Here is a 13,276-nt window from a genome sequence, read left to right on the forward strand (position 1 = left end):
ATATGCGGATCGTGCGACACGCCATAAGCGTGTATGCTAACAGTCGTCATACAACAGTAAAAAGACCATGAACCAGACCGCCGCCGCTCCCTTGTCCGCTCCTACCGTCCTCGTGCCGAAGAAGAAGCATCGCAACCTCGCCCAGGGCGTGGTCGAGGCTTTCACCAACAGCATCCAGGCCGGCAACCTGAAGCCGGGCGAAAAGCTGCCGACCGAGTCGGTCATCATGGAGATACACGGCGTCAGCCGCACCGTGGTGCGCGAGGCCATCTCGCACCTGCAGGCGGCGGGGCTGGTGCAGACCCGCCACGGCATCGGTACCTTCGTGCTGGAGCCGCAGCCGGCCAACCTGCGCATCTCGGCCGACACCATCCGCACCATCGGCGACGTGCTGGCCATCCTGGAGCTGCGCATCAGCCTGGAGACCGAGGCGGCCTGGCTGGCCGCCACCCGCCGCACCGAAGAGCAGGTGCAGCAGATGGGCGCGGTGCTCAAGCGCATCCAGCATTCGCAGGGCCGTCCCGGCTCGGTCGAATCGGACGTCGCCTTCCACCTGCTGATCGCGCAAGCGACCGGCAACCGCTATTTCGTCGACATCCTCAGCGACCTGGGCAACGCCATCATTCCGCGCGCGCGCGTCAATTCGGCGCAGCTGGCGCATGACGATCCGGCCGTGTACCTGGAGCGCCTCAACCGCGAGCACGACGACATCTACAACGCCATCCTGCGCAAGGACGCCGAGGCGGCCCGCGCCGCCATGCGCACCCATCTGAGCAACAGCCGCGAGCGCCTGCGCCGCGCGCAAGAAGGCATAGCCGCCGGCCAGACTGCATAAAAAGCAACGAGAGCAGGGCGATTTGGCGGATTTCGCTAAATCGCTTGCCCGCTGACGAAGATAGTTGTACGATGTCATACAACAGCTGGCGCGCAGCCGCCGAATTCCCCGTCCTGAGATGAGCCGTCGATTATTGGAGACCTTATGCAAGCGAATGACCTTAAAAAAACTCTTTCCTCCGGCCTGCTGTCGTTCCCGGTCACCGACTTCGACGCTGAAGGCAACTTCCGCAAGTCGACCTATATCAAGCGCCTGGAATGGCTGGCCCCGTACGGCGCCACCGCGCTGTTCGCCGCCGGCGGCACCGGCGAGTTCTTCTCGCTGACGGCCAACGAATACACCGACATCATCAAGACCGCGGTCGACACCTGCGCCGGCCAAGTACCCATCCTGGCCGGCGTCGGCGGCCCGACCCGCGTGGCCGCGGCCTACGCCAAGGAAGCCGAGCGCGTAGGCGCGCAAGGCCTGCTGCTGCTGCCGCACTACCTGACCGAAGCGAGCCAGGACGGCCTGATCGAACACGTGGCCGAAGTCTGCAAGGCGACCAACCTGGGCGTGGTGGTCTACAACCGCGCCAACTGCCGCCTGACGCCGGACTCTCTGGCCAAGCTGGCCGACCGTTGCCCGAACCTGATCGGCTTCAAGGACGGCGTCGGCGATATCGAGCTGATGGTCTCGATCTGGCGCAAGATGGGCGACCGCTTCAGCTACCTGGGCGGCCTGCCGACCGCCGAAGTTTACGCGGCCGCGTACAAGGCTTTGGGTACTCCGGTATACTCGTCGGCGGTATTCAATTTCATGCCGAAACTGGCGATGGACTTCTACCATGCCGTCGCGTCGGATAACCATGCCGAACAAAACCGCATGCTGGACGAGTTCTTCCTGCCATACCTGGAGATACGTAACCGCAAGGCCGGCTACGCAGTGAGTATCGTGAAAGCGGGTGCACGCCTGGTGGGCCATGATGCAGGCCCGGTGCGCGCGCCATTGACCGATCTGACTACGGAAGAATGCGACATGCTGGACAAACTGATACGCAAACAAGGCGCTCAGTAATCCCTGCGGCGGCGACAAATATAAAACAAGCGCGGCTGGTCCGCGCTTTTCATACATTGAGGAGTCAATATGCAAGTTGCTGGTGAAATGGTTATCGGCCGCAGCGCGGTCCTGGGTAAAGAAGGTACGACGAAGGCGATCGATCCATCGCGTAACGTGGAAATCGAACCGGCCTTCGGCCTGGCCGGCGCCGCCGATCTGCAGCGCGCCTGCGAACTGGCCGACCAGGCTTTCGACATCTACCGCGCCACCGGCCTGGAAGCGCGCGCCAAGTTCCTGGAAACCATCGCCGACCGCATCATGGACATCGGCCCTGCGCTGATCGAACGCGCGATGCAGGAAAGCGGCCTGCCGCAGGCCCGCCTGGAAGGTGAACGTGGCCGTACCTGCAACCAGCTGCGTTTGTTCGCCAAGGTCGTGCGCGACGGCCGCTTCCAGTCCGCCACGCTGGACAGCGCGCTGCCGGAACGCACGCCGCCACGCAGCGATCTGCGCCTGCGCAAGATCGGCCTGGGCCCGGTCGCCGTGTTCGGCGCATCGAACTTCCCGCTGGCGTTCTCGGTGGCCGGCGGCGATACCGCATCGGCACTGGCGGCCGGCTGCCCGGTCGTGGTCAAGGCCCACTCGGCCCACCTGGGTACCTCGGAACTGGTCGGCAAGGCTGTCGCCAAGGCCGCCGAAGAATGCGGCATGCCGGAAGGCGTGTTCTCGATGCTGATCGGCTCCGGCCAGACCATCGGCCAGAACCTGGTCAGCCATCCGGCGATCAAGGCCGTGGGCTTCACCGGTTCGCGCTCCGGCGGCATGGCGCTGATGCGCACCGCCGCCGCGCGTAAAGAGCCGATCCCGGTCTACGCTGAAATGAGCTCGATCAATCCGGTGTTCCTGTTGCCGGGCGCGTTGGACAACGCCAAGCTGCCGCAGGCCTTCGCCGATTCGCTGACCTTGGGCTCCGGCCAGTTCTGCACCAACCCCGGCATGCTGGTCGGCCTGAAGAGCGACAAGCTGCAAGCCTTCGTCGCCGCCGTAGCGGGCACGCTGGGCGCGAAAAGTGCGACCACCATGCTGACCCCCGGCATCCACAAGGCTTATGTCTCCGGCGTCAGCGGCCTGGCCGCCATCGACGGCGTGCAGCAGGTCGCCGCAGGCCAGGGCACCGATGCACCGTGCGCTGCGCAAGCCTTCCTGTACCAGGTGGACGCGAAGTCCTTCCTGACCAACACCGCGCTGGAAGGCGAGATCTTCGGACCGACCTCGCTGCTGGTGGTCTGCGACGATGAAGCGCAGATGCTGGCCGTGGCCGAACACGTGGAAGGCCAGCTGACCGCTGCCGTTCACGCCACCGCCGACGACCGCGAACTGGCCGCGCGCCTGATGCCTACGCTGGAACGCAAAGTGGGCCGCATCCTGTTCAACGGCTTCGGCACCGGCGTGGAAGTCTCGCACGCGATGGTGCACGGCGGCCCGTTCCCGTCGACCTCGGACAGCCGCACGACTTCGGTCGGCGCTTCGGCCATCGATCGCTTCCTGCGTCCTGTTTGCTATCAGGACGTGCCTGCGTATCTGCTGCCGGAATCGCTGACTGACGCCAACCCGCAGAACCTTCCGCGCGTGGTCAACGGCGACCTGGCATGGAACGCATAAGCGACATTCGCTGCACGGTGGGCGAAAGCCCAACGTGGAGCGCGGCGGAATCGGCCTGGTACTGGGTCGATATTCCCGCCAAACGCGTCTGGCGCCTGGACGGCGCCAGCGGCGCGGCGCGCTTCTGGACCACCGCCGAAATGGCCGCCTGCGTGGCGGCCAGGGCGGGCGGTGGGCTGATCGCCGGCATGGAGACGGGCATCTTCAGCCTGGAGCTGGGCGAGGCGGAAGCCGCGGTCCAGACCAGGCTGGCGGCGCCCGTCGCCGGGCTGGGCGAAGGCATGCGCTTCAACGACGGCCGCTGCGACCGTCAGGGGCGCTTCTGGAGCGGCACCATGTTCATGGACATGTCGGCCGCGCGCGCGGTGGGCGAGCTATATCGCTATGATGCGGCGCGCGGCATTTCGGCGCCGCTGGTGTCGGAACTGATCACGCAAAACGGCCTGGCGTTCTCGCCGGACGGCCGCACCATGTACCTGTCGGATTCGCATCCGGCGCGGCGCATGGTCTGGGTGTTCGACTACGACATAGTCGACGGCGTGCCTTCCAACCGCCGCGTGTTCGCGGACATGTCGACGTATGTGGGCCGTCCCGACGGCGCCGCCATCGACAGCGACGGTTGCTACTGGATCTGCGGTAACGACGGCGGCTGCGTGCTGCGCTTCACGCCGGACGGCAAGCTGGATCGCCGCATCGACGTGCCGATGCTGAAACCGGCCATGTGCGCCTTCGGCGGCAAGGATCTGGATACGCTGATGGTGACGTCCATCGTCTCCGGCAAGCCGGAGGACGCGGAGTGGGGCGGCGCGGTGGTGCTGCTGCGGCCCGGCGTGCAGGGCGTGGCGGAAACGCCGTTCGGACAGTAAGGAAGGGGCAGATGCTGAACAGGCTTCTGCCCTTGTTGTTTGCGGCCTTGCTGGCCGCATGTGGCGCTGCACCGGTGGCGTCGCCGTGGATGCCCGACCTGGGCAACGGCCAGTATCAAAACCCGGTGCTGCACGCCGACTATTCCGATCCCGACGCGATCCGTGTCGGCGACATGTACTACCTGACTTCCTCCAGCTTCAACAACGCGCCCGGCCTGCCGCTGCTGCAATCGCCGGACATGGTGAACTGGACGCAGGTCGGCCACGCCTTGCCGCAGCAGGTGCCGCTGGATGTCTTCGCATCGCCGCAGCATGGCAAGGGCGTGTGGGCGCCGTCCCTGCGCCACCACGACGGCAAGTTCTGGATTTTCTATCCCGATCCCGATTTCGGTGTCTACGTGATGACGGCGATCGAGTTCGCCGGACCCTGGAGTGCGCCGCGTCTTCTGCTGGCCGGCAAAGGCATCATCGATCCGGCGCCGCTGTGGGACGACGACGGCCAGGCTTACCTGCTGCATGCATGGGCCAAGAGCCGCGCCGGCATCGCCAACCAGCTGACCTTGCGCCGCATGGCGCCGGACGCCAGCCGCATGCTGGATGGCGCGGGCAAGACTGTCATCGACGGTAACCGGCTGCCCAATTACACCACGCTGGAAGGGCCCAAGCTGTACAAGCATGACGGCTACTACTACGTCTTCGCGCCGGCGGGCGGGGTGGAATTCGGCTGGCAGTCGGTGTTCCGTTCGCGCAGCATCGACGGTCCTTACGAGGACAAGATCGTGATGGCGCAGGGACGCACGCCGGTCAACGGTCCGCATCAAGGCGCGTGGGTGCGCACGCAGGCGGGGGAGGATTGGTTCATCCACTTCCAGGACAAGCGCGCCTACGGCCGCGTGGTGCATTTGCAGCCGATGCGGTGGCGCGATGGCTGGCCGGTGATCGGCGAGGACGTGGATGGCAAAGGCACCGGGCAGCCGGTCCTGCAATATCGCAAGCCGGTGTCGGGCCACGCCGCCACTGCGCCTGCCATCAGCGATGAATTCGATGACGCCTCGCTTGGTTTGCAGTGGCAGTGGAATGCGAACTGGAAGTCTGAGTGGTATTCGTTGTCTGCGCGCTCGGGGTATCTGCGGCTGTACGGTCAACCAGTCGGGCGCAATCTGTGGGACACGCCGTCGCTGCTGCTGCAAAAACTGCCGGCTGAGTCGTTCACTGTCGCGACGCGGATCGACGTGAACGCGTTGGGCGAGGGCGGCAAGGCAGGCCTGATCATGTACGGCGCCGACTACGTGTGGCTGGGTGCGCGCCGTGAAGGCGGCAAGACCAGGCTGGCGCTGGTCAGCTGCTACAAAACCGAGACCGCGTGCAGCGAGCAGGAGGAAGCCGGAGCCGAGCTGGCGGGCCCGCAAGTCTGGTTGCGCATGCAGGTGCGGCCCGGCGGCGTAACGACCTTCTCATACAGCCGCGACGAGCAAAACTACACCGCCATCGGCAAGCCCTTCACCGCCCGCATGGGCCGCTGGGTAGGTGCGCAAATGGGCCTGTTCGCCACCAACAGCGGCCATGCCGACATCGACTATTTCCACGTCACACCCTAGTCCGCCCGTTTGGTTTTTCTCAAACAAACCGGCCGAAAAAGGCGCAGTATAATTTTTATCAAATGTGCTGCGATGGAGGTGCATCATGAGAAGCATGACTGTGGAAATGTCCCCTGAAATCGATGATACCCTTACCATGATTGCTTGCGCGCGAGGGATCAGCAAGGGCGAAGCCATGCGGCGTGCCTTTGCCTTGCTGAAAGTCGCTTACGAGGAGCGGCAGAAGTGCGACGGCTCATCCTTGGGCTTTGTTCGCCGACGACCCGACAACACGCTTGAAGCACTGGGGGTGGTGACGGGGATATGAATGGACAACCGGGGGAGCGCCAGTACGACGTTGCTGGGCCTACATATCAGACGCCAACAGCCGTCAGTATTAACGAAAGTGATCGGCTGAAGTTCGCCAAGCAGATACTGCTGGGATTGGCGCTGCTGTGTACGTGCGAGATGGCTGGCTATGCCTGCTACCCTGAGAACCCGGCGCTGGCGCAGATGTTTGAGCTGGTAAAGATAGGAGCGTTTCCATTGGTTACGCTCGTCATCTCGTTTTACTTCACCAACGGCTCCAAGAAGTGACCGCCGCCTACTGCTTCTTCAACACCAGCTTGAACTGCGTGACCCATTTGTCCTTGATGTTCATTTCGCTGAAGGCCTCGTAGGAGTCGGCGCCGGCGGGTGTCCAGCGGACGCGGTAGGTGAGGGATTGGTTGCCGGCGACGTATTGCGTGGCGGGGAATTCCAGGCCGGTGGCGGTCGGCGTCATCGTGCCGCGGCTGTAGCCGCCGCCGTTTTCAACGTACAGGAACGCCACCTGCCTGGCCGCCGAATCGTAGTAGTAGATCGTCTCGCCGACATAATCCGGCTTGCCCGGCGTGCGCACCGTGTGCACGTCGCGCAGGACATTGCCGTCGTATTGCCACTGGAAGCAATGTTCGTCGCTCTGCTTCCCCTCCGGGAAATCGCCCTTCCAGCAATGCCCTGCCAGGAAGGCCATCGGCTTGAGCGCCTCGGCGGGCGCCGCCTGTGCGGCGGCGGACGACAACAACAGCAGCAGGAACAATGGACGCATGGCGGACTCCGAACGTGTAAGTCACGCCAGTATATGCGAATCCATACCGTCGCTATCAAATGGCGCCAGCCCTCCCTGCTCAGGCAGACAGCGTCGTGTTATGGACCTTGCCGCCGATGGTGACGTTCTTCAGCGTCAGGCCTTGCACGTTGTAGAGGTACCAGGGCTGCGCCATGTTGGCGGGCAGGCCGAAGTCGCAGTCGGTGATGGTGACGTCGGTGACGGGAACGACGGCCGGCATCGGCAGCGGGCCGTTGTAGTCCGACGCCACCGGGCCGAGGATCACGATGGCCTGGTAGCACGACACCACTTTGCCATCCTTGGTCTTCACATTGCCGACCTTGACGTTGGAGATGTGGATGTTGCTGACCACCGGCGGCCGCGTGCGGACGTTGTCGCTCAGCGGCGTGTAGTCGCAATCGAAGGTGACGATGGCGCCGGCCGCTGTGGCGACGGTCTTCGATTGAATCGGCGATCCCGGCAGCGATGCGTAGAACGAAGGGCTGGTCTGCACACCGTTCGGTATCGAGACATCGCGCACGTGGAAGTTGCGCAGGTAGCCGCCGCGATTGAGGTTGGTCTTCAGGCGGATCGCCGTGTTCAAAGGATTGGTGGCCCAGTTGATGTTCTGGAAAACCAGCTTCTGCGCGAAGACGTTCTGGATGCCGCCTGCCATCTCGCTGCCCAGCGTGACGGCGCCGTGGCCGCTCTGCATGGTGCAGTTCTGGATCACGATGTTCTGCGACGGGCCATACTGCGTATCGAGATCCTTGCCGGCCTTGATGGCGATGCAGTCGTCGCCGGTGTCGAAGGTGCAGCCGTCGATCAGCACGTGGTCGCACGCTTCCGGATCGAAGCCGTCGCTGTTGGGGCCCAGGCTTTCGCAGTGCACCTTGCGGATGACGACGTTGCGGCAGTGGACAGGGTGGTGCTGCCAGAACGGCGTGTGCGTGACGTGGTAGCCCTCCAGCAGCACGTTGGTGCAGCCGATCAGCTGTATCATCGGCGGCCGCAGGAAGTGGCCCAGGCCGAACACGCGCCGGGACAGCGGCACGCCCGCTTCCGACAGCGCCGGCAGGTATTGCGCGTCGGCGCGCCAGCGGGCGCCTTCGCCTTGTATCAGCAGGCGCTCCGCTTCGGTCAGTCGTGGCGCGATGGTGGACAGCGACTCGGCGTTCAGCGGGTTCTCGGTATTCTCCGACATCTTCCCCTTGGTGAAATTGGGCGTCGAGCCTTGCGCCACCGCGTTCAGCGTTTTGAGCTTGCCCTTCCAGGTCCACCAGCAGTCGCCCTGTTCGTTGAACGGCACGCCACCCTGGCCGTTCAGGGTGCTGGTCCAGTCGTCGCCGGTCAGGGCGATGTTGTCTTGGCCGTAGGCGTAGATCATCGACGAGAAGTTCAGACAGTCGTTGCTCTGCCAGCGCGAGATCGACAGCTTGCCGTGTTTGCCGCAATCGATGTCGCCGTACTTGGCGTAGTCGGCCGGGTTGTTGCTGAAGTAGATCTGCGCGCCCGCGCTCAGGTGCAGGTTCACGTTCGACAGCAGCACGACAGGTCCGGCGCAGTACCAGTTCCCGGCCGGGACCAGCACGCGGCCGCCGCCCGCTTCGTGGCAGGCTTTGATGGCGGCCTTGATGGCGGCGTAGCAGTCGCTCGATCCGGCGGCCGGGGTATCGACGGTGTCCTGTTCCTCGAACGAGATCCAGGCTTTGACCTTGACCATCTTGCAGGTCTGCGCGCCGTAGGCGGTGACGATGAAGTCCTGTTTGCGGAAGGTGAGCGGCCGCGAGACGCGGTCGATGATGGCTTGCGCTTGCAGCCACGGATCGGGCGCGGTGGCGGCGCGCGCCGGCATGCCGAGTGACAGGCCGGCGGCGGCGGGCAGGGCTTTCATCAGGCTGCGGCGCTGGGTGTTGATAGTCATGCGGTATTCCTTATTCATCCGAATTGTTGAATTCACCGAGGAAGACTTCCGCCGGCGATGGCTTTGCGGTGTAGCCGAGATCCTTGACGGGATCGATGCCGGCTTTAATCAGGTTGTTCCAATGGTCGTCGGAGTTGTATTGGGCAGGGCGATAGGCCAGCGCGCCTTTCCTGTTCCAGTCCGACCATGGCGATGCGCGGTTGATGTGCGGGCCGATGCGAGAATTCATGACGACCATTTTTCCGACCGCCTCCAGCGAGTTCCTGGCGATGGTGCCTTTTGGTGCTTGGTAGCCGTTGGCGGGGCCGAAGGTGCAGGCATAGCCGTCGACGGCGACTTTGTCGTAGGGCGTGCAGCGCGAGTTGTGGAACCATTGGCGCAGCAGGTAGAACGTGCCCGCGCTGGCGTTGGACGAACCGTCATGCGTGAAGCGGCAGTTGTCGAAGACGAAGCCGTACCGGGTTTTGACGTGGGTATCCGGCGCGGCGGCGTAGGACAGGCCACGGTCGCCCAGCGATTTGATCTCGGTCTGGTGGAAGTAGGCGGTGCTGTCGCCGAAGATGAAATCGACGTCGCCTTCGATGTAGGATTTATTGAAGAAGCTGCGCGAGGTGTTGGCTACCTGCGGGGCCTTCAGGTACAGCGTATCCTGGAAGCCGATCAGACGGATGTTTTCGAATTGCGCCTTGTCGGCGCCATCCACTTGCAACGCCAGCGCTTGATGATGGATGTTGTTGACGTTGGGGAGCGCTTCGGCGCGGGCGTTGCCGGTGTCTTTGTTGTAGGCGTTCTCGAACGTCAGGTTGCGAGCCTGGAAGCCGTTGTCCTGCACCCAGACGGTGGCGGTGCCGAAGGTGCCGATCTGGGCGCGGTCCTTGATGGTCGCGTACATCGCTTGTACCGCGGGCGTAGCCTTGGCGAACTGCGCGCCATATTGTCTGGCGTAGTCGGCGCCGGTGTTGGATGCGTCCAGCTGGGCCGTGATTTTGGTGGCGCCTGCATCCTTGCCTTCGCCGTACATTGTGATCGGTGCGGCGGAGGCGGGGATGTAGACCAGCTCCTGGTAGGTGCCCGGTTTGAGCAGCAGGTAAAGGCGTTTGGCAGGATGGGCCTTGCTGTCGGCGACCGCGCGGCTGACGGCTTCGTGCACGGTGTTGAACAACCTGACGCCGTCAGCCTGCGCGGATTTGTCGACGATGTAGTCGGGCGTGAAAGCCGCGCCTTTTGCCAGCGGCTCGGACAGCGGGTCCCATGGATCGATGGTCTCGCTGCCGGCGGCGCCGACGTATTTCAACACTTCGCCGTAGGCATACTGCCTGGATTGTTCGATGCTCAGTTGCGGGCGCGTGGTGGCCGTCGTGGCGGAAAATTCGCCGGCGAGGCCGGCGAATTCAATCTTCCTGTCTGCCTTGCCGGCGATGCTGGCGTCGCGCATGCCCCATGCGGTGAAGCCGTCCACTTTGTTTAGCGTGACGTGGACGTTGGGATCCTGGGCGGCGCTGACGCCGGAGGCGGCCAGCAGAAAAGCGATGCCTGCTGGTGACAGCGTTTTCGTCATTGCTCGCTCTCGGGCTTGAACTGGCCGGCCGTCTCCGGCAAGGCGCGCTTCATCTCTTCCATCACCATGCGCGAGAAGTAGGCGGCGCCTTTGGCGCCAACGTGGGTGCGGTCGAAGGCGGATTTTGCGGCGCCTGCCACTTCCACCTTGCCGGCCGCCAGTGCGGCCTCGGTGAATTTTTCGGGACGCGGCGCAACGGCCAGCGTATCGGCTTCGTCTTCGCCCATCGCCTGCACCGCGGCGTAGCTGTCGGCGTTCAGGTCCAGCAACGCGACGTGCTGCGCGGCGGCGGTGGCGCGGATCACATCGGCCCACGGCAGCAGGTTGTTTTCCAGGATTTTGTTGGTGAAGCTGCGACGCGTCAACGGCGTGACCAGCACCGGGATGCCGCCCAGCGCCTTCACCTCCTGCACGTAGCGTGTCATGTTGACGGGGAATTCGGTTTTCAGGTCGGTGGAGCGGCCAGGCTTGCCCGGCTGGTCGTTGTGGCCGAACTGGATCAGCACATAGGTGGCGCGGTACGCTGCGGCACCGGGCAGCAGGCCTTCCACTTCGTCCCAGCGACCTTCGGCGCGGAAGCTGCCGGAGCTGCGCCCGCCCTTGGCCAGGTTGAGGCAGGTGTTGGCGCGGTTGATGCGCGCGCAGAATGCGTCACCATAGCCGCTGCTGTTGGCCATCGTCGAATCGCCGACCAGGATGACGCGGATTGGTTTGGTGGGCGTTTCGGCGGCGGTTGCGGCGCCGGCCAGCATCAGGGCGGCGGCAAGGGTGAGGCTGTGGAAGTTCATGACGATATCCGGAAATAAAAAAAAGGCGCCGGCCGCGTCTGCGGTCCGGCGCCTGGACTCAGGCGGAGAAGCTTTGATTGACGGCCTTGCCGCCGATCTTGACGTTCTTCAGTTTCAGTCCCTTGACGTTGTACAGATACATAGGCTTGTCGGCGTTGACCGGCGTGCCCAGATCGCAGTCGCTGACTTCGATATCGGACACCGGCAGCACCACCGGCTTGCCCGGACCGTTGTAGTCCGACGCCACCGGCCCCAGGATCACAATCGCCTGGTAGCAGGAGTAGCTGCCGGCCTTGGTCTCGACGTTGGCGCAGGTGACGTTCGAGATCCGCACATGGCTGACGCTCGGCGGACGGATACGCACGTTGTCGTTGATCGGATCGTAGCCGCAGTCGATGGTGATGATGCCGCCGGCCGACGTGGCCACCGATTTGGTCGGAATCAGCGAACCTGGCAGCGTCGAATAGAACGCCGGCGTGGTGCGGATGCCGTTCGGGATATGCACGTTACGCACGTGCATATTGCGCAGGTAGCCGCCGCGGCTCATATTGGTCTTGAGACGGATCGCAATGTTCAGCGGATCGGTTTTCCAGTAGCTGTTCTCGAACACCAGGTTCTGCGCATAGATGTTCTCGATCCCGCCGGACATGATGCTGCCCAGCGTCAGCGCGCCATGCCCGCTCTGCATCTTGCAGTTCTGGATCACGATGTTCTTGGCGGGGCCGAACTGAATGTCAGGACCCTTGCCCGAATCGATGGCGATGCAATCGTCGCCGGTGTTGAAGTGGCAGTCTTCGATCAGCACATTGGTGCACGACTCCGGATCGAAGCCGTCGCTGTTCGGACCCATGCTGTTGGCGTAGATCTTCTTAACATGCATGTCGTGGCAGTTGACCGGATTGTGCTGCCAGAACGGCGTGTTGGTGGTCTGGTAGCCTTCGAACAGCACGTTGGTGCAGCTGATGAATTGCACCATGTGCGGCCGCAGGTAGTGGCCGATGCCGAAGATACGCTTGGCCACCGGCACGCGGGCTTCCGCCAGCGAACGCAGATAGTAGGAGTCGGTGCGCCACTTGTCGTTCGGGCCCTGGATGAACAGGGCTTCCGCTTCGCTCAGGTGCGGCGCGATCTCGCGCAGCGAGGTCGGGTTGGCCGGATTGACGTGCACTTCGGTCTTGCCCTTGGTGTGCTTGACGTAGTTGCCCGCGCCGGCGGCGATGTCGCCGGCCCAATTCGGTTTCTCGCGGCCCTTCCACGACCACCAGCAATCCGGATCGCCGTCGAAGGTGACGCCGGCCTGGCCGTCCAGGATGCTGGTCCAGTCCTCACCGGTCAGGGCGATGTTGTCCTGGCCGTGCGCGTACACCATCGACGAGTAGTTCAGCAGGTCGTTGCCTTCCCAGCGCGTGATCGACAGCTTGCCGTTCTTGCCGCAATCGTAGGCGCCGTACTTGGCGTAGTCGGCCGGGTTGTTGCTGAAGTAGACGTGGGCGCCGGCCTTCAGGTGTACGTTCACGTTCGACAGCAGCACGATAGGTCCGGCGCACAGCCAGTTCCCGGCCGGGATCACCACGCGGCCGCCGCCGGCCTTGTGGCAGGCCGCGATGGCCGCAGCTATCGCCGGATAGCAGTCGTGCGAGCCGGCCACCGGGGTTTGCAGCGTGTCCGACTCGGTGAACGAAGTCCATGCCGTCACCGGCTTGGTTGCGCAGGTGGCGGCGCCGAAGGCCGTCACCACGAAGTCCTGGTCGCGGAATTTCAGCGGTTTCTTGAAGCGGTCGATGATGGCTTGCGCCTCCTTCCATGGATCGGCCGCCTTGGCGCTGGCCGCCAATGCTACCGGGCCGGCGCCGCCGGCCAGGCCGGCCGCCGACAAGGCTTGCAGGAAGCGGCGGCGGCCGAGGCCACCGCCTTGCTGTTCGTCTTTATGCATCTGTG

Annotated in this window: 12 protein-coding genes; 7 read left to right on the plus strand and 5 right to left on the minus strand. The window is 63.9% G+C overall.

Annotated elements, in window-relative coordinates:
* Positions 1–67: 67 nt before the first annotated feature.
* The 7 genes from AC1RMD_RS11520 to AC1RMD_RS11550 all read left to right on the plus strand — a co-directional run bounded on the left by AC1RMD_RS11520 (position 68) and on the right by AC1RMD_RS11550 (position 6,575).
* Entirely contained in the window at positions 68–835 is a 768-nt protein-coding gene (locus AC1RMD_RS11520; protein WP_492926718.1) for a FadR/GntR family transcriptional regulator, read from the plus strand.
* Positions 836–979: 144 nt separating this feature from the next.
* On the plus strand, positions 980–1,891 hold the full coding sequence (gene kdgD / locus AC1RMD_RS11525) for a 5-dehydro-4-deoxyglucarate dehydratase (RefSeq protein WP_492926720.1): 912 nt from the start codon (positions 980–982) through the stop codon (positions 1,889–1,891).
* A gap of 69 nt (positions 1,892–1,960) precedes the next feature.
* Positions 1,961–3,535 (plus strand): aldehyde dehydrogenase (NADP(+)), encoded by a 1,575-nt coding sequence (locus AC1RMD_RS11530; protein ID WP_492926722.1) that lies wholly within the window; start codon positions 1,961–1,963, stop codon positions 3,533–3,535.
* The gene (locus AC1RMD_RS11535) at positions 3,523–4,401 is read left to right on the plus strand and encodes an SMP-30/gluconolactonase/LRE family protein (RefSeq protein WP_492926724.1); all 879 of its coding nucleotides are present in this window, start codon (positions 3,523–3,525) and stop codon (positions 4,399–4,401) included. The genes AC1RMD_RS11530 and AC1RMD_RS11535 overlap by 13 nt, the downstream gene beginning before the upstream one ends.
* 11 nt (positions 4,402–4,412) lie before the next feature.
* Positions 4,413–5,999, plus strand: a complete 1,587-nt coding sequence (locus AC1RMD_RS11540) for a glycoside hydrolase family 43 protein (protein WP_492926726.1) — start codon at positions 4,413–4,415, stop codon at positions 5,997–5,999.
* Positions 6,000–6,084: 85 nt separating this feature from the next.
* On the plus strand, positions 6,085–6,306 hold the full coding sequence (locus tag AC1RMD_RS11545) for a ribbon-helix-helix protein, CopG family (protein WP_117012993.1): 222 nt from the start codon (positions 6,085–6,087) through the stop codon (positions 6,304–6,306).
* Complete coding sequence (locus tag AC1RMD_RS11550) at positions 6,303–6,575, plus strand: hypothetical protein (protein WP_492926728.1); 273 nt, start codon at positions 6,303–6,305, stop codon at positions 6,573–6,575. The genes AC1RMD_RS11545 and AC1RMD_RS11550 overlap by 4 nt, the downstream gene beginning before the upstream one ends.
* Positions 6,576–6,582: 7 nt before the next feature.
* On the opposite strand, the gene AC1RMD_RS11555 is transcribed toward AC1RMD_RS11550, so the two are convergent.
* The 5 genes from AC1RMD_RS11555 to AC1RMD_RS11575 all read right to left on the minus strand — a co-directional run bounded on the left by AC1RMD_RS11555 (position 6,583) and on the right by AC1RMD_RS11575 (position 13,271).
* Positions 6,583–7,068: a hypothetical protein gene (locus tag AC1RMD_RS11555; protein ID WP_492926729.1), complete on the minus strand. Its 486-nt coding sequence runs from the start codon at positions 7,066–7,068 to the stop codon at positions 6,583–6,585.
* A gap of 79 nt (positions 7,069–7,147) precedes the next feature.
* Positions 7,148–9,010: a glycoside hydrolase family 28 protein gene (locus AC1RMD_RS11560; RefSeq protein ID WP_492926731.1), complete on the minus strand. Its 1,863-nt coding sequence runs from the start codon at positions 9,008–9,010 to the stop codon at positions 7,148–7,150.
* The gene (locus tag AC1RMD_RS11565; RefSeq protein WP_492926734.1) at positions 9,003–10,550 is read right to left on the minus strand and encodes a pectinesterase family protein; all 1,548 of its coding nucleotides are present in this window, start codon (positions 10,548–10,550) and stop codon (positions 9,003–9,005) included. The genes AC1RMD_RS11560 and AC1RMD_RS11565 overlap by 8 nt, the downstream gene beginning before the upstream one ends.
* Positions 10,547–11,338 (minus strand): rhamnogalacturonan acetylesterase, encoded by a 792-nt coding sequence (locus AC1RMD_RS11570; RefSeq protein ID WP_492926736.1) that lies wholly within the window; start codon positions 11,336–11,338, stop codon positions 10,547–10,549. The genes AC1RMD_RS11565 and AC1RMD_RS11570 overlap by 4 nt, the downstream gene beginning before the upstream one ends.
* 58 nt (positions 11,339–11,396) lie before the next feature.
* Positions 11,397–13,271: a glycoside hydrolase family 28 protein gene (locus AC1RMD_RS11575; RefSeq protein ID WP_492926738.1), complete on the minus strand. Its 1,875-nt coding sequence runs from the start codon at positions 13,269–13,271 to the stop codon at positions 11,397–11,399.
* Positions 13,272–13,276: the final 5 nt, after the last annotated feature.

The sequence above is a fragment of the Duganella sp. GW822-FHT06D06 genome, assembly GCF_058799615.1.